Raw genomic sequence first — 24,072 nt, forward strand, 5'->3', positions numbered from 1 at the left:
AGGAGCTCGACTATGTTTCAGAAAGTACTCATTGCTAACCGCGGTGCGATAGCGTGCCGGATCGAAAAGACGCTGAAGAAGATGCAGATTGCCTCTGTTGCTGTTTACGCGAAAGCAGACGAGGACAGTCTGCACGTCAGCGGTGCCGACGAAGCCGTGTTTCTCGGCGAAGGTACTGCGCAGGAGACGTATCTCGACCAGAAGCAGATCATCCAGGCGGCCAAAGATACCGGTGCAGAAGCCATCCATCCAGGCTACGGCTTTCTCAGTGAACATGCGGGCTTCGCCGAACGATGCCGGAAAGAAGGCCTCGTTTTCATCGGACCGGATCCGGAGCATATGACCTTGTTCGGGCTGAAGCACTCCGCCCGTGACCTTGCCCAGAAAGCGGACGTGCCTCTATTAGAAGGAACTGACCTGCTCAACAGCAAAGAGGAAGCCGTCCAGCTCGCACAGGACGTCGGCTACCCGCTCATGCTCAAAAGCACCGCCGGCGGTGGCGGCATCGGCATGCGCATCTGCTACAGCGAACAGGAACTGCTCGATGCGTATGACAGCGTGCTGCACCTGGCCGAGAGCAACTTTTCCGACGGCGGCATGTTTCTCGAAGCCTACATTGAACGTGCGCGTCACATCGAGGTCCAGATATTCGGTACGAGCGACGAGACCATTTCATTAATGGAGCGAGACTGCTCCACCCAGCGCCGCAACCAGAAAGTCATCGAAGAAACCCCGGCCCCCGGGCTGTCCGAACAGGTCCGCGCCGACATGCTGGAGAGTGCGGAGACGCTCGCCCGCACCGCCGGCTACCGCTCTGCCGGCACCGTCGAATTTCTGTATGACGATGACCGCCAGCAGTTTTTCTTCCTGGAGATGAACACCCGGCTCCAGGTCGAACACGGCGTCACCGAAGAAATCTTCGGCATCGACCTGGTCGAGTGGATGGTGGAAGAAGCGGCGGGCGTACTGCAGAACCTGAAGCAGCGCCGGCCGGAAGCGTCAGGCCACAGCATCCAGGCCCGGATCTATGCCGAAGACTGCTTCCACGATTTCCGCCCGAGCGCGGGTCTCGTGGACCGGGTCCAATTCTCGGATCGGGCACGAAATGAAACGTGGCTCACGGATGGCGTGGAAGTGACGACGCTCTACGATCCGATGCTGGCCAAGGTGATCGTAAAAGGGAACACGCGGGCAGACGCCCTGCAGCAGCTGGATCGCGCTCTAGCCGAGACGAAGATCTACGGCATCACGACCAACACCGCCTACATTCAGCACGTCCTGCACGATGCGCGCTTCCAGGCAGGCGGCGTGTTCACGAAGCTGCTGGAGAGTATCCGCCACGAAGAACCGGCCATCGAAGTGATCGACGGCGGGGTTCAGACGACGATTCAGGACTACCCGGGCCGTACCGGCTACTGGGGCGTCGGCGTACCGCCGTGCGGTGCCATGGATCCGCTTGCTTTCCGGATCGGCAATGCGCTCCTCGGCAACAGCGACGAGACCCCGGGGATCGAAATGACCCTGCAGGGAGGTTCGTACCGCTTTCGAACGTCGGTGACCGCCGTGCTGACCGGCGCTGATATGAACGCGGAGCTCGACGGAGAGGCCGTTGCTGCGTACGTGCCGTTTACCGCGGAAGCGGGGAGCACACTTAAATTGAAGAAAGCCGGTACCGGCATGCGAACATACCTGCTTGTCGCAGGAGGATTCGATGTGCCGCTCACGCTCGGCAGCGCCGCTACCTTTACGCTCGGTCAGTTCGGCGGTCACAGCGGCCGCGCGCTCCGGACCGGCGATGTCATCAGTCTGGCTGCACCGGCTGCCACGCCGGCCCCGGCGCTTCCGGCTGGTGCCCAGCCGCAGACAGAGACGACGTGGACCATCGGGGTGATCCCCGGACCGCACTGTACCGAAGAATTTCTGCAGCCGGAATATTTGACCCAGCTGCAGGAAACAGAATACGAAGTGCACTTCAACAGTTCCCGAACCGGCGTCCGTCTGATCGGACCGGCTCCGCTCTGGGCAAGAGAAGACGGCGGAGAAGCAGGCCTGCACCCGTCCAATATTCACGATAATGCCTATGCGGTCGGGACGCTGGATTTGACCGGAGACATGCCGATCCTGCTTGGTCCGGACGGGCCGAGTCTCGGCGGCTTCGTCTGCCCGGTGACGACTGCTTCCGCCGAGTTCTGGAAGCTCGGCCAGCTCGCCCCCGGCGACAACGTCCGCTTCCAGCTCATGACGCTCGAAGAAGCCGAACAGCTCCGGCTCGACCAGGAAGCCTTCTTAAAGGACGTGCCGAATCAATCCCTGCCGACGCTGCAGGCCACGCCGGAGCCGCTCACACCGGATTATCCGAAGCTCGTCGAGGAAACAGAAGGACGACGTTTCCCGATGACCATCCGCGCCAGCGGGGACCGCTACCTGCTCGTCGAGTACGGCGGCATGGAGCTCGATTTGAAGCTGCGTTTCCAGGCGCATGCCCTCATGCAGGCGGTCGAGAACGAAGCTTCTCCCGCAGTCATTGAGCTGACGCCCGGCATCCGCTCCCTGCAGGTCGGCATCGACCCGCTGCAGCTGAGCGTCAAACAGGCCGCCGCGTGGCTGAGAGACCTCGATCAGGGGCTCCCACCGCTCGAGGAAATCCAGATCGAATCCAGAATCGTGCGCCTTCCTTTATCCTGGGACGACCCGCAGACGCAGCTGGCGACGGAACGCTACGCGAAAAACGTCCGGCCTGACGCTCCGTGGTGTCCGGATAACCTGGAATTCATCCGCCGGATCAACGGGCTCGACTCCGTAGAGGACGTCAAGACCATCGTCTTCGATGCGAAGTATCTCGTCATGGGTCTCGGCGATGTGTACCTCGGTGCGCCGGTGGCTGTCCCGTACGACCCACGGCAGCGGCTCGTTACGACGAAGTACAACCCGGCACGAACGTGGACGCCGGAGAACGCAGTCGGTATCGGCGGCTCGTACCTCTGCGTTTACGGCATGGAAGGCCCCGGCGGCTATCAGTTTGTCGGCCGTACCGTCCAGATGTGGAACCGGTACCGTCAGACGAACAGTTTCCGCGACGGGAAGCCATGGCTGCTGCGCTTCTTCGACCAAATTGAATTTTACCCGGTCAGCGCAGACGATCTGCTGCAGCTGCGCGAAGATTTCCCACGCGGACGAGTCGATGTCGATATCGAACACACGACGTTCTCGCTGAAGGACTACCTCGCTTTCGTCGAAGAACATGAAGAAGGCATTCAGACGTTCAAACAGCACCGCAGCAACGCCTTCCAGGAAGAACGGATGCGCTGGAAGGAACAGGGGATTGCTGAATATGTATCGGAACAGCCCGATACGGAAGAAAAACCGGAAAATACCATTCCTGATGGCGCCGAAGCTGTCCGAACATCGATGCCGGGAAGCATCTGGAAGGTGGAAGCCGCTGCCGGCGACCTTGTAGAAGAAGGGGACGTCGTCGCGATTCAGGAAAGCATGAAAATGGAATTCCCTGTCTATGCGCCGATTTCCGGCCGCCTCGTGCAGGTGGAGGTAGAACCAGGAGACGAAGTCCAGCCCGGCCAGCTGATCGGCGCTGTCCAGACCGAGGAGGTTCCCGTTAAATGAAGGAATACACCATCGACACGTTGCGACGTGCGTACGCCCAGCAGAAAATGACACCGGAATCCGTCCTTGGAGAGCTCGCGGCCGAAGCCGCCCTCGACAAAGAGCAGGTATGGATCCATCCACCGACGCTCGCAGCGATGCAGCCGTACCTCGACCGGCTGCACACGTGCGATCCGGAAGAGACACCCCTGTGGGGGATCCCCTTCGCGGTGAAAGACAACATCGACGTCGCCGGCATGCCGACGACCGCCGGCGCCCCAGCGTATTCCTATACCCCCGAGGAGCATGCGCCCGTCGTCGCCCGCCTCGTCGAAGCTGGAGCGATCCCGGTCGGCAAAACGAACCTCGATCAGTTTGCCACCGGACTCGTCGGCACGCGAAGCCCGTACGGCGAGACGCATAACGCTCATCGGCCGGAGCTGATCAGCGGCGGCTCCAGCTCCGGTTCTGCTGTCGCCGTGGCGCTCGGGTACGTCCCGTTCGCCCTCGGCACCGATACCGCGGGCTCCGGCCGGGTGCCCGCCGCCCTCAACGGCCTCTACGGGTGGAAATCGTCCCTCGGCGCCTGGTCCACCCGCGGCGTTGTTCCCGCCTGCGAGAGCCTCGACTGCGTGACCGTCTTCACCCACACGATCGAAGACGTCCACCAGCTCGACAGCCTCGCCCGGCAGCACGATCCCGCCCACGCCTGGAGCCGCCCGCTTGATCCACCGGTTCCAGCGGCACCGTCTTGTATTTATATTCCGGAGGAAACACCAGCGTTTTTCGGGCCGTATGCGGCTGCCTACCAGCAGGCGTGGGATCGCGCGGTGCAGGCGTTGTCGTCCTTCGGGATCGACGTACAGATGCTGGACACCTCGGAGATGCAGGCCGTAGCCGAAGAGCTGTACAGCGGTCCGTTCGTCGCGGAACGCTGGGCCGCGCTCGGGGAGTTCACCGAAGCGAATCCCGGCGCTGTGCATGAGGTGACAGAGCAGGTCCTCCGGACAGGAGAAGGCAGCCGGCACAGCGCCGCCGCGCTTTTTCAAGCGCAGCACCGCGTCGCGCGGCAGAAGAAAAAAACGAAAAACGAGCTGCAGGGAGCGGTGCTCATGATGCCGACGACCGGCGGCACATGGAGCCGCGAAGACGTGCGCGAGGATCCCGTCGGAACGAATTCCAAGATGGGTGCCTACACCAATCACTGCAACCTGCTCGATTTGAGCGCCCTGGCCCTGCCCGCTGGAGATGCGGACAAAGACCTGCCGTTCGGCGTGACGTTCTTTGCGACCGCAGAGGAAGAGGGGCTGCTCTTCGATATCGGACGCCGGTGGGAGCAGGCGGAGCTCGAGAAGATGGACCTGATCGTCTGCGGGCTGCACATGCGCGGCTATCCGCTGGCACCGCAGCTCGAGGAACTCGGCGGCACGTTTCAGGAAGAAGTGCAGACCGCTCCGGCCTATCACCTGTACAAGCTGCCGACCGAACCGGCGAAGCCCGGTCTCGTTCGCAGCACGACCGGAGGCGGGAGCATCCACGCAGAGCGGTGGCAGCTGCCGAAAAGCCGCTTCGGGGAACTCATGGCCCAGATCCCGGCCCCGCTCGGCATCGGCACCATCGAACTTGCCGACGGGACGACGGCTCCCGGCTTTCTCTGCGAAGCAAGCGCCGCCGAAGCCGGAGAAGACGTCACGGCTCTCGGTTCCTGGCACGACGTCCTGAAACAGCAAACAGAATAGAAGACAAACGAACAAGCTGCGGTTTCTGCCGCAGCTTGTTCGTTTGTCTAGGAGGGAGGGGGGCACCGCTGTTTGAGGAAATGGCTGAATATAGGGGCGGCTTGGTCACAATGGCAGTGAAATGTCCGAATATCGCGGGAGCTTGGTCACAATTCCGGTGAATTGTCCGGACTTGCGGGAAGCCATCGGATCGGCGAGCGGCCGGTCCGCCGCCAACATGAAACACGCGCATGCCGACGATACCGGCATGCGCGTGTTTTCTATTATTATGCTTCGGCAGACTTGAACTTCCGCAGCCGCAGGGTGTTGAGAACGACGGAGACGGAGCTCAGCGCCATCGCGAGTCCGGCGAGCATCGGATTGAGCAGGATGCCGAAGAAAGGGAAGAGGGCACCTGCAGCAACAGGGATCAGCACGACGTTGTAGCCGAAAGCCCAGCCGAGGTTCTGGTGGATCATGCGGATGGTCGTCTTCGACAGCCGCAGCGTCGTCGCCACCTTGGCGATATCCCCTTTGATCAGCGTGATGTTCGCCGTTTCCATGGCCACATCGGTACCTGTGCCGATGGCGATACCAACGTCGGCCTGCGCGAGCGCCGGAGCGTCATTGATGCCGTCTCCGACCATCGCGACATTGCGTCCTTCCTCCTGCAGACGACGGATCTCATCTGCTTTGTGCTCCGGCAGCACTTCCGCAATGAAGTCATCGATGCCGGCTTCTTTTGCAATCGCCGCTGCGGTCTGCTTATGGTCACCGGTAAGCATGAGCACGCGGACACCCATGTCCTGCAGCTGCTCCACAGACTGCTTCACATCTTTCTTCAGCGTATCCGCCACGGCCACCAGGCCTGCCGCTTCACCGTCGACGCCGACAAACATCGGCGTCCGTCCAGCTTCCGCCAGTGAGGAGGCGTTCGGGAGCAGGTCACTGACATCAATGCCGTTCGTCTGCATCAGCTTTTCGTTACCGACCAAGACCCGGCGTCCATCCAGCACGGCTTCCAGCCCGTGGCCGGTAATCGACTGGAACTGCTCCGCTTCGGAGAGGCTCGCGCCGCGCGCGTTCGCTTCAGCGACAATGGCTTCCCCGAGCGGATGCTCGGAGCTGTTTTCCACCGAGGCCGTCACCTGCAGCAGCTCTTCTTCCGACATGCCTGCCGCTGGAATCAAGTCAGTCACAACCGGCTTCCCTTCCGTGATGGTGCCGGTTTTATCAAAGACGATCGTATCGACTTTTTTCACGCGCTCCAGGCTCGTCGCATCCTTGATCAGAATGCCGTTTTCCGCGCCCTTTTCCGTGCCGACCATGATTGCGGTCGGTGTCGCAAGGCCGAGGGCGCACGGGCAGGCAATGATCAGCACCGCGATGAACGTCGTGAGCGCCATGATCGTCGCCGGCTCCGGTCCGAAGAAGAACCAGACAGAGGCACTGGCCGTCGCAATCAGGACGACCGCCGGGACAAAGTAGGCAGCGATGATATCGACGATGCGCTGGATCGGCGCTTTCGACCCCTGCGCTTCGTTCACCATGCGGATGATCTGGGAGAGAACGGTATCTTTTCCGACTTTGGACGCCGTCATCGTAAAGCTCCCGGCTTTGTTGATCGTCGCTCCGATCACCGGATCATCGACCTGCTTCTCCACGGGGAGCGACTCCCCGGTCAGCATCGATTCATCGACCGAAGAGCTGCCTTTGATGACACTTCCGTCCACCGGAATCCGCTCGCCCGGCCGGACAACAAGCTCATCGCCGATCTGCACCTCTTCGAGCGGAACTTCCTGCTGCTCGCCGTCACGCACAACGCGCGCCGTTTTCGCCTGCAGGTTCATCAGCTTCTTGATCGCCGTCGACGTCTGGCCTTTCGCTTTCGCCTCGAGGTAGCGTCCGACGAGGATCAGCGTCGTGATGACGGTCGTTACATCATAGTAGAGCTCGTTCGGAAATCCGAGCCCGGTCAAATACCCCGGGAAGAGTGTCAGCGCACCGCTGTACACCCACGCCGACGTCGTTCCCATCGCTACGAGCACGTTCATGTCCGCCGATCCGTGCTTGAGCACCTTGTAGCTCTGCGTATAGAAGCGGCGGCCCGGTCCGAGCTGCACGTAGGTCGTCAGTGCAAGAAGCACAAACGGACTCGCGAGAAACCCAGGTACCCAGGCTCCCCATCCCGGCATCATGTGCGGAATGCTTCCAATCAGAACAATCGTCGTCACAATCGCACTCCAAAAGACGCTCTTCTTCAACGACTGTGCCTCGGATTCCTGCTCTTCCGACTGATCTTTGACTTCATCTTCCTGTATTTCCGCGCCGAACCCGAGCTTCTCCACTGCCTGAATCAGCTGTTCGGTCGACACCGAGCCGTCCGTTCGCACCTGGGCACTGTGCGAAGCCAGGTTCGCCTGCGCCTCTTCCACGCCGTCGACCTTCTTGATCGATTTTTCGACCCGGTTTACACAGGAGGCACACGACATGCCGCTGACGGATAAATTCACTTTTTCCACAAGAAACCCTCCTTATCCGGATATATACTATACCCCGGTAATGTATTCTATGTGTGAAAAATCAGGCCGGTACCGTCTCCGCTCGTGCGGCACGTCCGGCCTGTCTTCCGTCATCAGGATACGACGTCGAATCCCTGGTCGTCAATCGCTTCCTTGATGGCTTCTTCGGAGACTTGGGCTGTATCATACGAGACGTTGACCTGTCCCTGATCCAGATTCACCTTGACGCTTTCCACACCGCTCAGGCTGCCGACGCTTCCTTCTACCGCAGAAACACAGTGCCCGCACGTCATTCCTTCTACTTTGAGTGTTTTATCCATACCGCTCATCTCCTTTAAGGTAGTTTGTTTCAGGATAGGATACGAAGATGCTGTGAAGCAACCCTTCTGCTTTATTTGATCATCTTCTGCATGACGGCCATCAGCTCATCAATCGCCTCTTCGCCCTTGTTCTCCTTGATCGCGTTCGCTACGCAGTGGTGCGAATGATCCTCTAAGAGAGCGAGAGAGACTTTGTTCATCGCAGACTGTACCGCCGCAATCTGATTCAAAATGTCCACACAGTAGCGGTCTTCCTCCACCATGTTATGAATACCGCGCACCTGGCCTTCAATCCGCTTCAGCCGGTTCTGCAGCTGCTGCTTGTTCGGCTGGACCGTGCTCTTCGTTGATTCCATCCTGGAGCCTCCCTTCGATACTTATACTGTGTAGGGGTATTGTAACACGAAGCGGATTGCATGTCGAGGGCTCGTTTGCTGCCGTGGGAGAGAAATCATAGTGAAGCGCGTTACGACCAGCTCTGCTGAGTCTTTCAATGAATGTACTGGTGCCAAATATGTAAAAAAATGCTATAATCAATATAACATACCAACTCTGAAGGGGGAACCGAGGATGAAGCTGCCAACGTGTACCAACTGCGATCATGCCTTGACCTATACGGAAGCGCTGAAAGTGCCGATAACGAGACGCTGCCCAGACTGTGGAGAGAGACAGTACGCCACACGGGAGAGCAATGTGAAAACCGTGGTTCCTGTGCTGCTTCTCATTGGGCTGCCGATGGTGCTCCTTCGGTTTGTATTAGATATGACCGTTACCGGGGAGTTTCTCCTGTATACCGGCGCTGCTGTGTTCTTTTTTGTCATCACGGTGATGGTGCTGCCGTTCCGGGTGACATTGACGAGCAAGAGAGAAGCATTGTTTTAGAAAGAGAGCAGGGGAAGGACGGAAAGGAAGAAACAGATGGAACAGGTGAAGCTTCACCCATACGATCCGACGTGGAAAGAGATGTTTCTTCGCGAAAAAGAGGCGCTGGAAGCTGTCTTCAAAGGTGCCGCGGTCATCGAGCACATCGGTAGTACGGCGATCCCTGCCATGAGAGCCAAGCCGGTGATCGATATCGCTGCAGGCGTCGATAACGTGGAGAAAATCGAGACGCACCGGGCACGGATCGAAAACATTGGCTATACGTTCGTCGAGCATGAGGCGTTTCCCGAGCGTCGTTTTTTTCGAAAAGGTACCTGGCGGGCAGGGACTCATCACTTGCATGTTTATGAATGGGAATCGGAACCTTGGAGACGACAGCTGCTGTTTCGTGATTATCTGCTCCGTCATCCTGAAGTGCGGCAGCAGTATGAGGAGATCAAACAGCTCGCCGCTATTGCCCACCCACATGACAGACAGGCTTATACAGAAAGCAAAAGCTCGTTTATCGCTTCCGTTTTAAGAGAGGCAGAAGCGGAACAGAAAGAAGGGGACGCATGAAGCGGACGACAAAAATCATTATCCTTGGATTGATGATCATCGTCATGATAGGTGCGTACGTGGGGAGGGGATTGTTACCCCATGATCAACTGGTCCAGGATATTGCCATATCACAAGTCGGTTCATACATGTTGTTAAGTCAATCGTTAGAAGAGCTAGAAGAAAATTTGACAGCAGGTGAAGATCTATATAACCGTATGATTTTTTCGTATGGAAAAGTTCAAGAACTCTCGGCGCTTGATCAGATTCCACAAGAAACGGACGCCTTGATCAGTCGTGGGACAGGTGATTTGAAGCATCACCTTCGTGTGAGAATTGATGAAATCAAAGATGGCGTGATCAACGACGAGCCTGTACTGGAAGAGACCGGGACGGCTTTGGAGTTAAGTGAAGCCTATACCCCGTCGAATGAACTTATTGAACGTATACGGGAAGGAGAGGAAACTGCCCGCGTTCATTTACAATCAGAAGAAGGGGAGTCGCAGCAATAGGTGACGCCTCTTCCTGCGTGTCGATGCTTCAAAATAAAGCGCTCCTGATGCCCCCTCCCCTTACGTGGAGGGGGTATTCGTGTTTGCTCCAGACACACGGCCCGCTCTTGATGAACTCGGCCTCTTTTCTTTCCACCTGCAGGACCATCATCGATATCCAGGCGTACGTCCGGCTCCCGAGAAAAAGATAGAAAATGGACTTGCCAGTTTCCTAGTCGCTGTGTATACTGTGTATATAGACATACACAGTATAACGCTTTATTGTTGATGCAGCAGTTCCATGCGGTGTGCATTCGGTAAAGGAAAGGGAGGCGTCGTATCATGGGAAAAGGAATCGTCAATGTGCCCCTTGTGACAGGGATTCTGCTCGGCATTATCATCGTTCACATCATTCAATATGATGGCGTCCATCCAGGATCGTTGAGTCAGACACTGGGGATCACGATGCTGCTGCTCCTCTCTTATCTGTTTTTACGCAAGGGGATGGAAAAAGGAAAGCAAAAAAGAGGAAGACTCGTCTAGCGGGCTCTTTCGAAAAGGGGGACATGTCTTATGGAAACGTGGAATCAGGCACGGTGGCTCGCCGGTTTTGAACTCTCCATCGCAAAAGGCTACTATGCGCTGCTGGCCGTGCTGGCGACGTTTTACGGCTTCTTTTTAGCGATCACGGTCGAATCTTATTTTCAAGAGCCGACCTTTCTGTTGGATTTCTTTTTATTCATTTTTCTGCTGTCCATCATTGTCGTCGTCAAACCAAAGAACATCCAGTACCAAAAAATACACGACGGGCTCTATGCCTCTCCGTATGTGATGATGCTGAGACAGCTGCCGATCTCTAAGTCCGTCCTTGTCATGAGCCGGTTTCTGACGTTCATGCTGGCGGTTCTCCTCGGCACGTCGGTGATGCTCGTGCTCGCCTATGTCGTTTCTCCTGCCCTGAGAGAAGTGCTGCCGCTGTCCCAGTTTGTTGTTCTGCTGCTCGTCTGGCTCTGTATCAACCTGTCTGTCGGCGGCTTGTTCGCGGCCAGTGACGCAGGGGATAGCATCAAGCGGTTCACGCTGTTGAAATCATGGCTGATCATCCTCGGTTTTTTCCTTGGGCTGTACCTGGTCTTTTATCCGGGGATGGACATGGGCGTGTTCGGCTGGACCGTGCACCTGGTACAGCATTATCTCCTTCTCACACTTCCTGCAGCACTGCTGGCAGCGGGTTTGAGCACCTGGCTCTGGTACCGTCATGCTATGAAACAGATGGACCGTCTCGATTATTTTTCTTAAGGAGGCAGCGGGATGAGTCTTCCGATTGAACTGGACAAGACATCACGAGAGCCGATCTATTACCAAATCGAAAGCCAGATTCAGAGCATGATCGCGAGCGGAAAGCTGCCTGCCGGAGAGTCGCTGCCGTCCATCCGTTTTTTGGCGAAAGACCTCGGGATCAGTTCCATCACAATCCGTCGCGCCTATCAGAATCTGGAGGGGAATGGATTTATTGAAACATCTCAGGGCCGCGGAACGTTCGTGGCGGAAGTAGAAGCCGAGCGAAAGACGACGCTCGCCGCCCAGGCCGTGATTGAAACGATGAGAAAAGCCGTGACCACGGCGAGGCAGCACGATTTAGATGACGAGGACATTCTCGAGATTGTGCAGAAACTGCTGGAGGAGGAACCATCATGAGCCTACCATTAGCAATGACAGGCATAAAGAAAGAAGTGGACGGGATGACCATCCAGCTGGATGAACTGATGCTTCCGGAAGAGACGATCACGGCCGTCGTCGGACGCAACGGCGCAGGCAAAAGCACGTTGTTTAAAATGGCGATGAACCTCGTAAAGCCGGATGAGGGGCGTACCGAGATTTTTGGCCTGGATACGGCGGGAGAGGATGAAACGTGGCGGGGGTATATCGCCTATCAGTCGCAGCAGATGCACGGAGTGGAGCTGTTTACCGGAGAGAAGCTGCGGGAGATGACCGCCGGCCTGTACGCGTCCTGGGAAGAGGAATTATTTCAGGATGTTGTCTCTCGGCTGGACATTCCGTTGAAACAAAAAGTACAAAAGCTCTCGCCCGGCGAAAAAACGAAGTTGAACCTGGCACTCAATATCGGGAAGAATACGCCGCTGCTGATCCTGGACGAACCGACGGCGGCGATGGATATACCGGCCCGGCAGGAGTTTCTCGATCTGCTGCTTAACTGGATGGACCGGGGAGGTAAGACGGTGCTCCTCGCCTCTCATCAAGTAGACGACATCAAAAAACTGGCCGATTATCTCGTCTTCATCGAACAAGGAAAAGCGTCTGCGATGATGGAGAAAGACGAGATCACCGCTTCCTGGCGGCTGTTCTGGACGGCCGAGCAGCTGCCGATGCATCCTGTTCCCGGCGAAGTGCAGCGGCCGTACCAGAAAGCCGTGCTTTCCCACGCGCCGGATACGACGAGGGCGTACCTGCTGAAACACGGTCTCACCGTGCAGGAAGAAAGAGTTCCCGAGTTGGAAGAAGTGATTCATCAAACGTTGACGAATGGTGCGACATGAAGCACGACCTCATACTTGAAATCGAGGAGGCAAAATCATGAAAGCAGTACTGTTTGATTTTGACGGCACGCTGGCGGACACGCTTCCACTGTGTTACAAAGCGTTCCAGCATGTGTTTGAAACCTTTGATCAGCGGTCGTTAAGCGAAGCGGACATAAGAGGGATGTTCGGCCCGTCGGAAACAGGCATTATCCGGGACAACCTCGAGAATTCCCGGGTGGAGGAAGCCATCGAAGCCTACTACGACGTATATGAGCGTGAACACGCCGCGTTCGTGCAGCAGGAGCCTGCCCTGACGGAGCTGGTACAGGTCATGAAGGAACAGGGGTGGCTGCTTGGCATTGTGACCGGAAAGGCGCAGCGGAGTCTCGACCTCTCCCTCGACGCTCTTGGTCTGCGGGAGTATATCGACGTGGAGGTGAGCGGGGACGACGTTGCCACGCCAAAGCCGCATCCGGAAGGGCTGGAACTCGCCCTGAATCAACTCGGTGTCGCTGCGCACGAAGCCGTCTACGTCGGCGACAGCGATGCGGACTTCGAAGCCGGCGCCCGGGCTGGGATGAAGACGATCGGCGTCCGCTGGCTCCCCGGCTATGAGCCAGCCGCCTGGACACAGACACCGGATTTCACCTGCGATTCTACGAAAAGCTGGGCCGGTACGCTCGCTGCCTGCATGAAGGCGTGAGGAAGAAGGGCGGGGCTTCAGCGGAGAAGCCTCTGGTACGTTGTACAGACTTTTGCCGTTTCAAACAACCATCTCCTCCACTGCTTGTACGCCAAGCGATGGAGGAGATTGTTTTTATCGTTGGCAATATACATCGGCACGTGCTTCCCTTCTGGTTAATGGGTGCGGCTGGTACTGTGTATTTCTTCTTTTCCTTCGACGAAGCTGTCACGCATGGTGTAGTGATACGTGATGTCAGGTTCATCTTCGAACGTCACCCAGATCATGTAATCACTATGCGCAGGGAGTGGGCTCCGCTCCATCTCCCAATCTCTCTCCGGGTAGGTCTCTTCTAAGTGGTCGTCCAGCATCTCCATTCTTTCTGGAACCTCGATGTAGTGAATGGTGTACGGCCGTATCCCCCACATATAACTTCCGGCTGCCAGAACGAGAACGCAGAGAAGCACCGACGTGACGAGCAGCCCGGACTGATGTTTAGGGATCAACAGTGTAAGGAGAACGAGACCTGCCAGCACTCCAATGGTGAGGTAAGTGAAGGTATTCTCTATGTAATGACTATGTGGAGCGATATAATGCTCGTATGGAACGACGAGTGCAGCTGCAATGATGCCCAGAGTAATCATGAGTATTTTGATGAACCTGGAATGGCGAACGACCATGTGATCCCCCCGGATTTCCGCAGTAATGGGTTCTTGCTTGTGAAGTTAAATCTTTCCTTTACCATTACCTGTGATTTCACATCTAGAATGATATTATTCATGGATTGAAATAAATCCCCCTCAGTACTATACATTCAAGACGGAGGGAATTTATGTATATGTCTATTTTTTGGTTTGAATGGTCACTGTCGGATCTCTATCTGCAATCACTTCAACTATATCACTTTCGGTAACATACACATGATGGTACGCCTTTTTTTCTGGTGGCAGAAAGATTCCCACTGCCTCCCTGGTCCATGCCAATAAGGAAGAATCCTCCATTTTAAAGAAAGGCCAATAGTACTCTGTTACTCCTACTTCGTTAAGCTTGTCATCGGCAGTGCTTTTTATATCAAATCGCATGTGTTCAGGAGTTTGAACAACAGCATAGACATCCCCCTCAATTCCTTCCTCATTAGGAATTTCAGGCCGTTCATAATCAATCAAGTAAAAATAATCATTATCTTCCAAAACAATATGAAGCTCATGTCCTTGTACTATAGAGTACAGTTGCATTGCATCATATTCACCAAGCTTTCCAGAGATGCTTAATGTGTGATTCGGAATAGGATTCCAAAAAACTAACGGTATAATTTTAAACCCCTCCATTGAATGGCTTCTCGTATAAAATTATTTTTATTCGTACCTGATTTTATCCTTTTGTGCAGCTACAGATAATGTTGCATGGATAGCAGGATAGGTGCTCAGCGCTTATGTTTATTATCCAGCTGCTCTCGGCGCTTCTGCTCCGCCGAATCGAGTACTTCATGCTGCGTATATTCTTCCTGCGCTGATCCCGAGTACGGGTTCTGCTGCGGAGCGCCGAGCTTATGAAAGTGGCGGTGCTGGCGCAGGTACTGCAGGACGCAGGCCCCGCCGATGCTCAGCAGCAGATACACGCGCACGAGCGTCGCTTCCAGCAGGGCCGGATCAAACACTGCAATCCCCATGACAAGAATCAAAGCCGGGAGGGCGAGCCCATACTGCCATCGTGTCAGTCGTTGATGCATGGCTGTCTCCTTTATCAATTATGGTTGTAGAGCGCGGAAGAAAACCGTGGCCGATTCCGCGCGGGTGGCAGACGCCTTCGGCTGGAAGGCTCCGTTCGGATCACCCTCGATCAGTCCGGCTTCGGCGGCTTTAGCGACATCGGTTTCCGCCCAGGAAGCAATCTCGCTATTGTCGGTAAATGCCAGGTCCCCGGCAGCAAGCGTACTGCCGGTATCCCGTTCGACGGCACGTACAAGCATGGCGGCCATTTCTTCGCGGGTGATGGTGGCATTCGGCTGGAACGTGCGTCCGGTCGAGGTGGTCGACCCTTCGACGATACCGGCGCTGGACGCCGCATCAATGTAATCGGTGTACCATTGACCCCCTCCGACATCAGCAAAAGGCTGGTCTCCCGAAGCTTCTCCCTCGAGATCGAACGCTCGGGTGATAAGGGTCGCAAACTCCGCCCGGGTCACGTCTGCCTGCGGAGCGAAAGTGTCCGCGGAGCGCCCGAGAATGACCCCGGCCCCGACCATCGCTCTGATTTCCAACTCTGCCCAGTGGCCGTTGATGTCGATAAACGTAGATCCGGCAAGCGGTGACTGGACGGCGGCGCTTCCGCCGCCGCGGCGGATTTCTTCTGCGGCCGGGCGGACGAGGCCGTTATCCAGAAATTCAATACCGGTCACCGCGCCGATGCCCTGTTCCGCTTTCCTTGAGTCAAAGCGATGCCCTCTCGCTTCCCAGTCGTCTTTCATCGCATCGAATTCGCTGTTCCAATATTCCTGCTCGATATCCGTCTTGCTGTTGAAGCGGTTCCGCTGGCTGACGCGCGGCTCCCGGATCGCTTCCGGCAGGGTGAGGTCGAAATCGACGTAGCTCATGAGGAGCTGGGTGACGGTCGTCAGGATCGTTCCGCTTCCCGGAGCCCCGACGGTAAGCGCAGGTTCCCCGTCTTTCATCAAGAGCGTCGGAGCCATGCTGCTTAAGGTTCGCATGCCGCCGCGCGGATCATTCGGGCTCGTCCTTGGTGCATTCGCCGTACGCGTATACATCGCATTGTTCAGGAGGAAGCCCGCGTCCGGCACGACGATGCCGCTGCCGCCGATAGAGACGATGGTCGTCGTGTAGCCGACCACGTTGCCGTCTTCGTCCGCGGTGGACAGGTGAATCGTGGATTCATCTGCATCCAGCGCCTGCTCTTCGGCCTCTCGTTCGCGCTGCGCGTCTTCTTCCTGCTGCTGTGCCTCTGCCGTGTCCGCCTCTGGTTCCGTCACGCTCTGGATCGAGGCGTCGGCGTCACTGGTACCGATAGAACCGGATGCTGATTCGACGCTCATCTCGTTAAACCGGAATTCCTGGCTGTTCTGTCCGCTGAAATGAATGCCGCTGAACAGCATATTGCCTTTGTCATACGGCACTTGTTCCGACTCTGAGAGCGTGTGCGTGCCAGTCCAGGCAGCCGGCTCCGGCTCCCCATTTTCCCAGATGCGGAAAGCGAGTTGATCACCGTCGACGGTGAAGCGGAGCTGCTGCGTATCGGAGGTGACGGCCTGATTGATGGTAGTTGGCCGTGAAAAATCACCGTCATCGGCAAGAACAAAAGAAGCATTCCCGCTGCCAGTGTTGATCTCCAGCCCGTAGCCATTCTCCGGTATTGAACTGCCGGACTGCCAGACGTCCGCCTGCAGCCAGAAGCGCAGCCGCTGGTCATCGGTACTGTTGCTGAACTGGAACGAAGTCGTGAGTGATGGATCGGCCACCGGATCCATCGTCGCTGCCGCTCGGCCGTAGGAGGTACTCCGGTCTCCTCTCGGCGGATTCAACGAGAAGACGCCCTGGTTGTTCTCAATAGTGAACGAGGCGTCATCCGGGCTGCTCGCGGCTCCGCCATCCAGTCGATGAAACGCCGAGCGGTCCCATTCTCCGCCGTCTTCTCCAGAAAAATCGGTGGCGAAGGTTCGTGGTGACTCTGTGCCCGGCTGGAGGGACGGATTGGCTTCGTAGCGCGCCGGATCGCCGTAGGCGGCGTAGCCGATCGTCGCTGCTTCCGGATCGATGTGCCGGCGGCGCTCTTCGGCAAAGCCGTCGGAGAGGAGCCCGTTGATAGGAACGTCGGTGAAGGCGGGATCCCCGATATACTCGTCCCGATCGGCAAAGGCCAGGCGGGAAGCCTCGAGGAACGTATGATAGCCGTCGGTTTTCGACGCGCCGATGTCCACGCCTTCCATCATGTTGAGCGTCTGGCCGATCGTGATGCCACCACTCGAGGGAGGCGCGGCGCCATAGAGCTCATAGTCCCGGTAGGTCGATGACAGAGCCGGACGAGTGCTGGTCTCGTAGCTGCGCATGTCTTCCATCGTCACCGAGCCTTCCAGCATGCCGATGGACGTCTCCCAATCCTCATCGACGGCTTCATAATCAGGCTGATTGACGAGAGGCGGGTTGGCAGCCGTGTCGACGACCGCTTCAGCGAGCGCCCCTTCATAAAACGCAGCAGCCCCTTCGTCGCCGAGCTCCCGGTAAACCGCTGCGAGGTCGGGGTTTTGCACCGTGTCGCCGGCTTCTGGCAGTTCTCCGTTTTCATTGAAGTAAAGATCCTCGGTCGAGGCAAACAGGCGGAACCGATCCTCGTTTTCGCGCAGTTCCCGCACGTAGTTATCATCGACGGCAAACCCTTCTTCCGCCAGCGCCGCTGCCGGCTCAAGCACGTCGGCGAGCGGCATCGTGCCGTATTCGTCCAGGGCGGTTTCCCAGTTTTTCACCGTGCCGGGCACAGCAAAAGAGGCGCCGCTGCTGATGCGGGCGGCAGAAGGATAAACGAGGCCGTCCGCCGGATTGCGGAAGGTCGTTTCATCAAAGGCGGAAGCCGCCTGCGAGCGGCTGTCGATGACAATTGGTTCGTCTTCCCCTTCCATATGTACCAGCATCATCCCGCCGCCGCCGATCCCGCCGGAAAACGGACGAGTCACGCCCTGCGCGGCCGCGGTGGCGACTGCGGCATCGACCGCGTTGCCCCCTTGATCGAGGATGTCCATCCCGATCTGCGTCGCCTCCGGGTCTTCGGACGACACGGCGCCCCCAAGGCCGGTTACCGAGGCGTTCTGGTCTTTCGTGGACTGAGCGGACACGTCTGCCGGCAGAACAGTAGTGGCTAACAGAAGCGCGGTGAGCCCTCCTGCATACAAGCGGTGCGGTATGGTCATTTTTTCGTTCCTCCTCGTATGTATGACAGAAACTTCCTCCAGTGTAGCAGGAAAGACAAAGGCACCGCCATCCTATGGGAAAAACGGTGCTAAAAGTCCCTGCGGCATGCAGGAGGGAAGAGGAAGAGGAAGCTTCGTCAGCGCTGCGCTGCTTCCGCTGCCATGGCCGCTTTGATTTCGTCCACGGTTTCAATCTCGAATCCGGCATCCTGCAGCATGCGGATATCTGCGCTGTCTTCCTGACCGGCAGTCGTCAAGTAATCCCCGACGAACACCGAATTCGCAGCATACAGGCTGAGTGGCTGCAGGGACCGCAGATTCACTTCCCGGCCGCCGGAGACGCGGATTTCTTTCGTCGGGTTGATGAAGCGGAAGAGCGCCAGCACCTTCAGGCAGTAGAGCGGATCGAGCTCTTCGACGCCTTCCAGCGGCGTATCGTCAATGGCGTGCAGGAAGTTGACCGGAATCGAATCGGCATCCAGCGCCTTCAGGCTCTCGGCCATATCCACGACGTCCTGTCTCGTTTCTTTCATGCCCACGATCACGCCGGAACAGGGGGACATGGATGCTCCTTTCACCCGTTCCACGGTCTCGATACGATCGTCGTATGTATGCGAGGTCGTAATCTGGTCATGATGCCGCTCGGACGTGTTCACGTTATGGTTGTAGCGGTCGACCCCGGCCTCCTTGAGCCGTTCCGCCTGATCCGGTTTCAACAGACCGAGACAGGCACAGATTTTCATGCCATACGTGTCTTTGATCTCTTCTACCGCATCGACGACCTGCTCTAGCTCCCGGTTGGTCGGGCCGCGCCCGCTGGCAACGATACAGTAGGTCCCGACGTCGAGTTCATACGCCTTCTTGGCCCCTTCGAGCAGCTTGTTTTTGTCCATCATGCGGTATTCGTCAATCGGGGCAGTGGAAATCGAGGATTGCGCGCAGTAGCCGCAGTTTTCCGGACAGAGCCCCGATTTCGCATTCATGATCATGTTCAGTTTCACTTTCCGTCCGTAATACGTTTTCCTTACTTGAAAGGCTGCATGCATCAGCATGAGAATGTCCTCATCCGGACAGTCGAGCACACGGTGAGCCTCCTTCGACGTCAGCCTTTCACCAGCCATCGCTTTATCGGCCAGCCGCATCCATGTTTCCATCGTATCCCTCCATGATAAAATTCAAGCTGCCCTTAGACAACTTGAGTTAACCTTATATGTTAAATGGTTAACAATCAAGGGGGATTGTACAAAATCAGGGGTCCTCATCGTCGATCGGCGGCATCGAGCCGCAGCAGTTTGTAGCTCGTATAAGTAATAACCGCGGCAATGAGGCCGATCAGGAGGAGTCGGTTGATGCCGGTGATCCCGAAGTAGGTCAGCAGAAGAGAGCTCCCAGCCACCACCACCCCAATCACCACATAGAAAATCACGTCTCGTTTCATCCATTCGTCCTCCTCCAGAATCCCAAATACTTCCTATAGTGTAACAGGTGGAAGCCTCGCTGCGCGAGAAAAGGAGGTCTCCGATAAGAACATACGATTCCCTTTTCCTCCCTCCTACAGTAGAATGGGGGGAGACACAGGCAGCAGAAGGAGAGGGTGAGAGGATTGAAATTATTTCATACAGCCGACTGGCATCTCGGCAAGCTCGTGCAGGGCGTGTATATGACCGAAGACCAGGCCTACATCCTGGATCAGTTTCTCGAGGCGGTGAAAGCAGAGGCGCCGGACGCGGTCATCATTGCAGGCGACCTTTACGATCGGGCGGTGCCGCCGACAGAGGCGGTGACACTGTTGAATCAAGTGCTGGAGACGATCGTGCTGGAGCTGGAGACGCCGGTGATCGCCGTTGCCGGCAACCACGACAGCCCGAGCCGGCTTCATTTCGCGAGCGGCATCATGGAGTCGAAGGGCTACTTCGTCACTGGCCAGGTGTCGCCAACCCCAAGGCCGGTGCAGCTCCACGATGAGCACGGCGCGGTGCACTTTCATGTTCTGCCGTACGCCGACCCGAGCCAGATCCGCCAGCTGACCGGAGATGACACGATCCGCACCCATAACGAGGCAGCCCGCAAAATGACGAACCTCATGCAGGAGCAGATGGACCCGTCCGCCCGTCACGTGTTCGTCGGGCATCTGTTCGTCACCCCGCACGGCGAAGCCGAAGAGAACACGAGCGATTCGGAGCGGCCGCTCTCCATTGGCGGAGCCGAGCACGTCTCCGCCGAGCATTTTGCGCCGTTTCACTATACGGCGCTCGGCCACCTGCATCAGGCTCACTATATCGGAAACGAGACGATCCGCTACGCCGGGTCCCCGTTGAAATATTCTTCTTCGGAAGAAAACCACAACAAAGGCTTTTTCGTCGTAGAGCTGGATGCTGACGGAACGGTGACTGTCGAGAAACGGCTGTTGACGCCGAGACGCGACATCCGTGTCATCCGCGGCACGATGAACGAACTCCTCGAGCTTCCGGCGAGCGACGATTACGTGTTCGTCCGGCTCACCGACGACACTCCAGTGCTCTCCCCGATGGAGAAAATCCGTTCGGTCTTCCCGAATGCGATGCACGTGCAGCGGGAGGTCATGGACACTGCCGGCCTGCACCAGCCGGCGACGAGAGCGGAACGGGCGGAAATGGACAGGTTGACGCTTTTCCGTGCTTTTTATGAAGAAGTGAAAGGAGAAGCGTTGTCGGAGGACGCCGAAGCGGTGTTCCGGGATGTGCTTGACGAATTTGAACAGGAGGAGCGGAGCCGATGAAGCCGATTACACTGACGATGACCGCTTTCGGTCCATACAAAGACAAAGAAGTGATCGATTTTTCCAAGCTGGAAGGCCACCGGCTGTTCGTCGTCTCCGGCAAAACCGGCGCCGGCAAGACGACGCTCTTTGACGGGATCTGCTTCGCGCTGTTCGGCAGTGCCAGCGGGGAAGACCGCGGCGAGCCGCGTATGATGCGGAGCCAGTTCGCGCCGGATGACATGCATACCGGCGTGGAGTTTATTTTCGAGCTGCACGGCAGGCGCTACCGGGTGCTGCGGCAGATGTCCCACGTGAAACAAGGCAACAAGAGCGCGACCGGGGAAAAATACGAGTTCTATGAACAGCGGGAAGACAGCGAGGTCCCGGTTGTCGACCGGCAGATCGTGAGCGAGATCAACGAGAAGGTGAAGCAGCTCATCGGTCTGACGGAAGACCAGTTCAAGCAGATCGTCATGCTGCCGCAGGGCGAATTCCGCAAACTGCTCACATCCGAAACAGACAACAAAGAGGCAATTCTCCGGAAGATTTTCAAAACGCAGCCGTACCAGTGGTTTTCCCAGCGGATGAAGGAGAAGCGGGACGAAGCGGCAGGCGAGCACAAGCTGCTGGAAGGGCATCTGGATCAGCAGATCAGCCACGTTCGTGAAGCCGTCCCCGATCGGGAAGCATCGGCGCTGACCTACGTGTTCCAGCAGGAAGCCTACCGCCCGGTGCAGGTCGCTGACGCGCTCGAGCAGGAAGGGCAGTACTATGAGCAGGCAGCCGAGGAGCGGCGCGGAGCGTTGAATCAGGCAAAAGAAACGTATGAAAAGAAGTACGAGGCGTATCACGAAGCGAAACAGCTTCAGCAGCAGTTCGATCAGCTCCGCCAGAAAGAAGCCGAAGCCCGCAGGCTGGAAGAGCAAAAGCCGGCGATGGACGAGAAGCAGAAGCAGCTCACCGATGCCGGGCAGGCCGCCTCCATCGAGGTGTTTGACCAGTACCGCCGGGACGCAGTCCAGGTGGAGCAGGAGAAAACCGCCGCCGCGGCAGAAGCGGAGAAACGGAAAGAACAGGCTGCCATTCGCCGGGAGCGGGCGGAGAAGGTGCACGCCGCCGAGCAGGGGAAACAACCGAAACGCGATCAGACGACTGAAGCGCTGCGCCGGCTGGAGGAACTGCTGCCTATCGCAGCGCAGGCGGAAAAAGGCCGGAAGGAGCTGGCTGCGAAGAAGAAGGAGATCAGTCAACAGGAGAAGCGCCTGCAGCAGGCAAAAGAAGAAGCCGCCAAGCTTCAGGAGAGCACGAATGGCCTGCGTCAGGAGATCCGCGGACTGGAACAGGAGACGGAGACCCTTCCAGCAGAACGAGAGGCGCTGCGGGAAATGTCCGAGACGGGGAAGACGTTCCGTCAGTACATGGAGCGGGCGAAAGGGGACGACACCCTGCGTACCGAGCTGAAGATGAAAGAGGAGAAGGGGCAGCAAGAGAAGGCGTCGTTCGAAGCGATGGAGCAGGCGTGGATTCAGGGACGCGCCGCGGTTCTCGCCGGCCACCTCCACGACGGAGAAGCTTGCCCGGTGTGCGGGAGCACCGAGCATCCGGATAAAGCGGAGAACGCAGCGAACGTCCCGGAGGAGGAAGCACTGGAAGAGGCGCGAACCCGCTGGCAGCAGGCGCAGCAGGAAGCGGTGCGCGCCGAGGCGGAACTGCAGGCAAAAGCCGAAGAGACAGCCCGCCTGCGCGGGGAGCTCACGGACTATTCCTTTACGACACTGGAGGAAGCGGGCAGCCTCTTTCAAACCCTGTTAGCCGAAGCGAAAGAAAAACAGGAAACCGTCCGCCGGCTGGAAAAAGCGGCTGAGGACTTGAAAGCGAAACGTAAGCAGCTGGAGCAGCAGGAAGAGGCAGTGACCGGTGTCCAAGAGAAGCAGGAGGAGACGTCCGCGACGCTCCAGCAGCTGCAGCTGGACTATGCGGCGGCGGAATCCACCTTCAACGAGCAGCAGCGCCGTCTTCCGGAAGACCTTCAGACGGAAGAAGCACTGCAGAGCGCCGTAGAAGGGAAGAAGCAGCAGAAACAGGAGCTCGATGAGGCATGGGAGGCAGCACAGAAAGAATACAGCAGCACCGCGCAGGAAGAAGCCGGTCAGGAGAGCGCGCAGCAGGCGGCGGCCGCCCAGCTTGCGGAGAGCCGGGAGAAGCGGAAGCAGGCAGAAGAGCGGTTCGCCGAAGCCGTCACCCGCGCCGGCTTCTCCTCAGAAGCAGCTTATCAAGCCGCCGTGCTGCCGGAAGAAGCACGGCACCGGCTCAAAGAGGAACTCGATACGTATGCCTCGACCCGCGCCGCCGTGCAGCAGCAGGTGACCGATCTGCAGCAAGCACTGGCAGGGAAGCAGCCGGTCGACCTCGAGGCGATGAGTGGGGAACTGACGAAGCTGGAGCAGCAGGTCGAAGAAGCACGGCAGCGGCTCACCGAAGCCGAGACGCTCGGAAAGACGATTCGTGACGCGCGCGGGCGCATGACGCAGATGATCGGGGAGCTCGAGGAAAAGGAGAAGCGCGTCGGTGTCCTCGCCGACCTGCATGACATGGTGCGCGGCCAGAACAGCAGCAAAATCTCCTTCGAGCGCTACGTACAGATCGAATTTCTCGAACAGATCATCGCCGCGGCGAACGAGCGGCTGCACCGGATCACGAACGGCCAGTTCCACCTCGTCCGCAGCGATCGTCAGGAAAGCCGAGGCAAGCAGAGCGGGCTTAGTCTCGACGTCTATGACGCCTACACCGGCCAGAACCGCGACGTGAAGACCCTCTCCGGGGGCGAGAAATTCAACGCCTCGCTCAGCATGGCACTCGGCATGTCGGATGTCATCCAGAGCTATCAGGGCGGGATCACGATCGATACGATGTTCATCGACGAAGGCTTCGGCTCCTTGGACGAAGAATCGCTGCATAAAGTGATCGACACGTTGATCGACCTGCAGCAGTCCGGCCGATTGATCGGCGTCATCTCCCACGTCCAGGAGATGAAGAACGTCTTCCCGGCGACGCTCGAAGTGAACAAGACGCCGGAAGGCCACAGCGAAACCCGGTTTGTCATTAAGTAACAGAGGAGGGGTCCG

The 24,072-nt window shown here is 57.6% G+C and carries 21 protein-coding genes; 12 read left to right on the forward strand and 9 right to left on the reverse strand.

Features of this window, described 5'->3' with window-relative positions; genetic code table 11:
* Positions 1-12 precede the first annotated feature (12 nt).
* Together uca and atzF are read left to right on the forward strand one after the other, a co-directional pair.
* Entirely contained in the window at positions 13-3,621 is a 3,609-nt protein-coding gene (gene uca / locus G477_RS0105280) for an urea carboxylase (protein ID WP_026697061.1), read from the forward strand.
* Complete coding sequence (atzF, locus tag G477_RS0105285) at positions 3,618-5,339, forward strand: allophanate hydrolase (RefSeq protein WP_026697062.1); 1,722 nt, start codon at positions 3,618-3,620, stop codon at positions 5,337-5,339. Before uca ends, atzF begins: the two co-directional genes overlap by 4 nt.
* Positions 5,340-5,605: 266 nt before the next feature.
* Here the strand turns inward: atzF and G477_RS0105290 are convergent, their stop codons facing one another.
* The 3 genes from G477_RS0105290 to G477_RS0105300 all read right to left on the reverse strand — a co-directional run bounded on the left by G477_RS0105290 (position 5,606) and on the right by G477_RS0105300 (position 8,516).
* Entirely contained in the window at positions 5,606-7,840 is a 2,235-nt protein-coding gene (locus G477_RS0105290) for a heavy metal translocating P-type ATPase (protein WP_026697063.1), read from the reverse strand.
* Between the two features lie 113 nt (positions 7,841-7,953).
* Complete coding sequence (copZ, locus tag G477_RS0105295; protein WP_026697064.1) at positions 7,954-8,160, reverse strand: copper chaperone CopZ; 207 nt, start codon at positions 8,158-8,160, stop codon at positions 7,954-7,956.
* Positions 8,161-8,231: 71 nt separating this feature from the next.
* Positions 8,232-8,516, reverse strand: coding sequence for a metal-sensitive transcriptional regulator (locus tag G477_RS0105300; RefSeq protein WP_026697065.1), 285 nt, complete (start codon positions 8,514-8,516; stop codon positions 8,232-8,234).
* Positions 8,517-8,730: 214 nt separating this feature from the next.
* On the opposite strand from G477_RS0105300, the gene G477_RS0105305 reads away from it, so the two are divergent.
* The 8 genes from G477_RS0105305 (at position 8,731) to G477_RS18770 (ending at position 13,313) form a co-directional block, all read left to right on the forward strand.
* Positions 8,731-9,042, forward strand: a complete 312-nt coding sequence (locus G477_RS0105305; RefSeq protein WP_026697066.1) for a TIGR04104 family putative zinc finger protein — start codon at positions 8,731-8,733, stop codon at positions 9,040-9,042.
* A gap of 36 nt (positions 9,043-9,078) precedes the next feature.
* Entirely contained in the window at positions 9,079-9,600 is a 522-nt protein-coding gene (locus G477_RS0105310; RefSeq protein ID WP_026697067.1) for a GrpB family protein, read from the forward strand.
* A complete protein-coding gene (locus tag G477_RS0105315) occupies positions 9,597-10,091 on the forward strand; it encodes a hypothetical protein (protein WP_026697068.1) in 495 nt (164 codons plus the stop codon). Before G477_RS0105310 ends, G477_RS0105315 begins: the two co-directional genes overlap by 4 nt.
* 321 nt (positions 10,092-10,412) lie before the next feature.
* The gene (locus G477_RS0105320) at positions 10,413-10,613 is read left to right on the forward strand and encodes a hypothetical protein (protein WP_026697069.1); all 201 of its coding nucleotides are present in this window, start codon (positions 10,413-10,415) and stop codon (positions 10,611-10,613) included.
* Positions 10,614-10,643: 30 nt separating this feature from the next.
* Positions 10,644-11,369, forward strand: coding sequence for a hypothetical protein (locus tag G477_RS0105325; RefSeq protein ID WP_026697070.1), 726 nt, complete (start codon positions 10,644-10,646; stop codon positions 11,367-11,369).
* Between the two features lie 12 nt (positions 11,370-11,381).
* Positions 11,382-11,768, forward strand: a complete 387-nt coding sequence (locus G477_RS0105330) for a GntR family transcriptional regulator (protein WP_026697071.1) — start codon at positions 11,382-11,384, stop codon at positions 11,766-11,768.
* A complete protein-coding gene (locus G477_RS0105335; protein ID WP_026697072.1) occupies positions 11,765-12,628 on the forward strand; it encodes an ATP-binding cassette domain-containing protein in 864 nt (287 codons plus the stop codon). Before G477_RS0105330 ends, G477_RS0105335 begins: the two co-directional genes overlap by 4 nt.
* Positions 12,629-12,665: 37 nt before the next feature.
* Positions 12,666-13,313, forward strand: a complete 648-nt coding sequence (locus G477_RS18770) for an HAD family hydrolase (RefSeq protein WP_245575401.1) — start codon at positions 12,666-12,668, stop codon at positions 13,311-13,313.
* A 155-nt stretch (positions 13,314-13,468) separates the two neighbouring features.
* On the opposite strand, the gene G477_RS0105345 is transcribed toward G477_RS18770, so the two are convergent.
* The 6 genes from G477_RS0105345 to G477_RS0105370 form a co-directional block, all read right to left on the reverse strand.
* Positions 13,469-13,972: a hypothetical protein gene (locus tag G477_RS0105345; RefSeq protein WP_026697073.1), complete on the reverse strand. Its 504-nt coding sequence runs from the start codon at positions 13,970-13,972 to the stop codon at positions 13,469-13,471.
* A 162-nt stretch (positions 13,973-14,134) separates the two neighbouring features.
* On the reverse strand, positions 14,135-14,620 hold the full coding sequence (locus G477_RS0105350; RefSeq protein WP_026697074.1) for a hypothetical protein: 486 nt from the start codon (positions 14,618-14,620) through the stop codon (positions 14,135-14,137).
* Positions 14,621-14,715: 95 nt separating this feature from the next.
* Positions 14,716-15,021 (reverse strand): hypothetical protein, encoded by a 306-nt coding sequence (locus tag G477_RS0105355; protein ID WP_026697075.1) that lies wholly within the window; start codon positions 15,019-15,021, stop codon positions 14,716-14,718.
* Positions 15,022-15,039: 18 nt separating this feature from the next.
* Positions 15,040-18,207 carry a gamma-glutamyltransferase gene (locus tag G477_RS20470; protein ID WP_051287702.1) on the reverse strand — a complete coding sequence of 1,056 codons (3,168 nt, stop codon included), beginning with the start codon at positions 18,205-18,207 and terminating at the stop codon, positions 15,040-15,042.
* 137 nt (positions 18,208-18,344) lie between these two features.
* Complete coding sequence (gene bioB, locus G477_RS0105365) at positions 18,345-19,361, reverse strand: biotin synthase BioB (protein WP_026697076.1); 1,017 nt, start codon at positions 19,359-19,361, stop codon at positions 18,345-18,347.
* A 104-nt stretch (positions 19,362-19,465) separates the two neighbouring features.
* A complete protein-coding gene (locus tag G477_RS0105370; RefSeq protein WP_026697077.1) occupies positions 19,466-19,645 on the reverse strand; it encodes a hypothetical protein in 180 nt (59 codons plus the stop codon).
* Between the two features lie 165 nt (positions 19,646-19,810).
* Between G477_RS0105370 and G477_RS0105375 the strand changes: the two genes are divergently transcribed.
* Together G477_RS0105375 and G477_RS0105380 are read left to right on the forward strand one after the other, a co-directional pair.
* Positions 19,811-20,965 (forward strand): exonuclease SbcCD subunit D, encoded by a 1,155-nt coding sequence (locus G477_RS0105375; RefSeq protein WP_026697078.1) that lies wholly within the window; start codon positions 19,811-19,813, stop codon positions 20,963-20,965.
* Positions 20,962-24,057 (forward strand): AAA family ATPase, encoded by a 3,096-nt coding sequence (locus tag G477_RS0105380; RefSeq protein ID WP_026697079.1) that lies wholly within the window; start codon positions 20,962-20,964, stop codon positions 24,055-24,057. The genes G477_RS0105375 and G477_RS0105380 overlap by 4 nt, the downstream gene beginning before the upstream one ends.
* The last annotated feature ends 15 nt before the right edge of the window (positions 24,058-24,072 follow it).

It is taken from the genome of Alkalicoccus chagannorensis DSM 18086 (genome assembly GCF_000429725.1).
GTDB lineage: Bacteria > Bacillota > Bacilli > Bacillales > Salisediminibacteriaceae > Alkalicoccus > Alkalicoccus chagannorensis.

Bases quoted from the DNA above. Each gene is read 5' to 3' on its own strand.
- G477_RS0105335 (WP_026697072.1), top strand. From the start codon at position 11,765: ATGAGCCTACCATTAGCAATGACAGGCATAAAGAAAGAAGTGGACGGG.
- G477_RS20470 (WP_051287702.1), bottom strand. From the start codon at position 18,207: ATGACCATACCGCACCGCTTGTATGCAGGAGGGCTCACCGCGCTTCTG.
- bioB (WP_026697076.1), bottom strand. From the start codon at position 19,361: ATGGAAACATGGATGCGGCTGGCCGATAAAGCGATGGCTGGTGAAAGG.
- G477_RS0105325 (WP_026697070.1), top strand. From the start codon at position 10,644: ATGGAAACGTGGAATCAGGCACGGTGGCTCGCCGGTTTTGAACTCTCC.
- G477_RS0105355 (WP_026697075.1), bottom strand. From the start codon at position 15,021: ATGCATCAACGACTGACACGATGGCAGTATGGGCTCGCCCTCCCGGCT.
- G477_RS0105305 (WP_026697066.1), top strand. From the start codon at position 8,731: ATGAAGCTGCCAACGTGTACCAACTGCGATCATGCCTTGACCTATACG.
- G477_RS0105315 (WP_026697068.1), top strand. From the start codon at position 9,597: ATGAAGCGGACGACAAAAATCATTATCCTTGGATTGATGATCATCGTC.
- G477_RS0105330 (WP_026697071.1), top strand. From the start codon at position 11,382: ATGAGTCTTCCGATTGAACTGGACAAGACATCACGAGAGCCGATCTAT.
- copZ (WP_026697064.1), bottom strand. From the start codon at position 8,160: ATGGATAAAACACTCAAAGTAGAAGGAATGACGTGCGGGCACTGTGTT.
- G477_RS0105350 (WP_026697074.1), bottom strand. From the start codon at position 14,620: ATGGAGGGGTTTAAAATTATACCGTTAGTTTTTTGGAATCCTATTCCG.
- G477_RS0105370 (WP_026697077.1), bottom strand. From the start codon at position 19,645: ATGAAACGAGACGTGATTTTCTATGTGGTGATTGGGGTGGTGGTGGCT.
- G477_RS0105320 (WP_026697069.1), top strand. From the start codon at position 10,413: ATGGGAAAAGGAATCGTCAATGTGCCCCTTGTGACAGGGATTCTGCTC.
- G477_RS0105300 (WP_026697065.1), bottom strand. From the start codon at position 8,516: ATGGAATCAACGAAGAGCACGGTCCAGCCGAACAAGCAGCAGCTGCAG.
- G477_RS0105345 (WP_026697073.1), bottom strand. From the start codon at position 13,972: ATGGTCGTTCGCCATTCCAGGTTCATCAAAATACTCATGATTACTCTG.
- G477_RS18770 (WP_245575401.1), top strand. From the start codon at position 12,666: ATGAAAGCAGTACTGTTTGATTTTGACGGCACGCTGGCGGACACGCTT.
- atzF (WP_026697062.1), top strand. From the start codon at position 3,618: ATGAAGGAATACACCATCGACACGTTGCGACGTGCGTACGCCCAGCAG.
- G477_RS0105310 (WP_026697067.1), top strand. From the start codon at position 9,079: ATGGAACAGGTGAAGCTTCACCCATACGATCCGACGTGGAAAGAGATG.
- uca (WP_026697061.1), top strand. From the start codon at position 13: ATGTTTCAGAAAGTACTCATTGCTAACCGCGGTGCGATAGCGTGCCGG.
- G477_RS0105380 (WP_026697079.1), top strand. From the start codon at position 20,962: ATGAAGCCGATTACACTGACGATGACCGCTTTCGGTCCATACAAAGAC.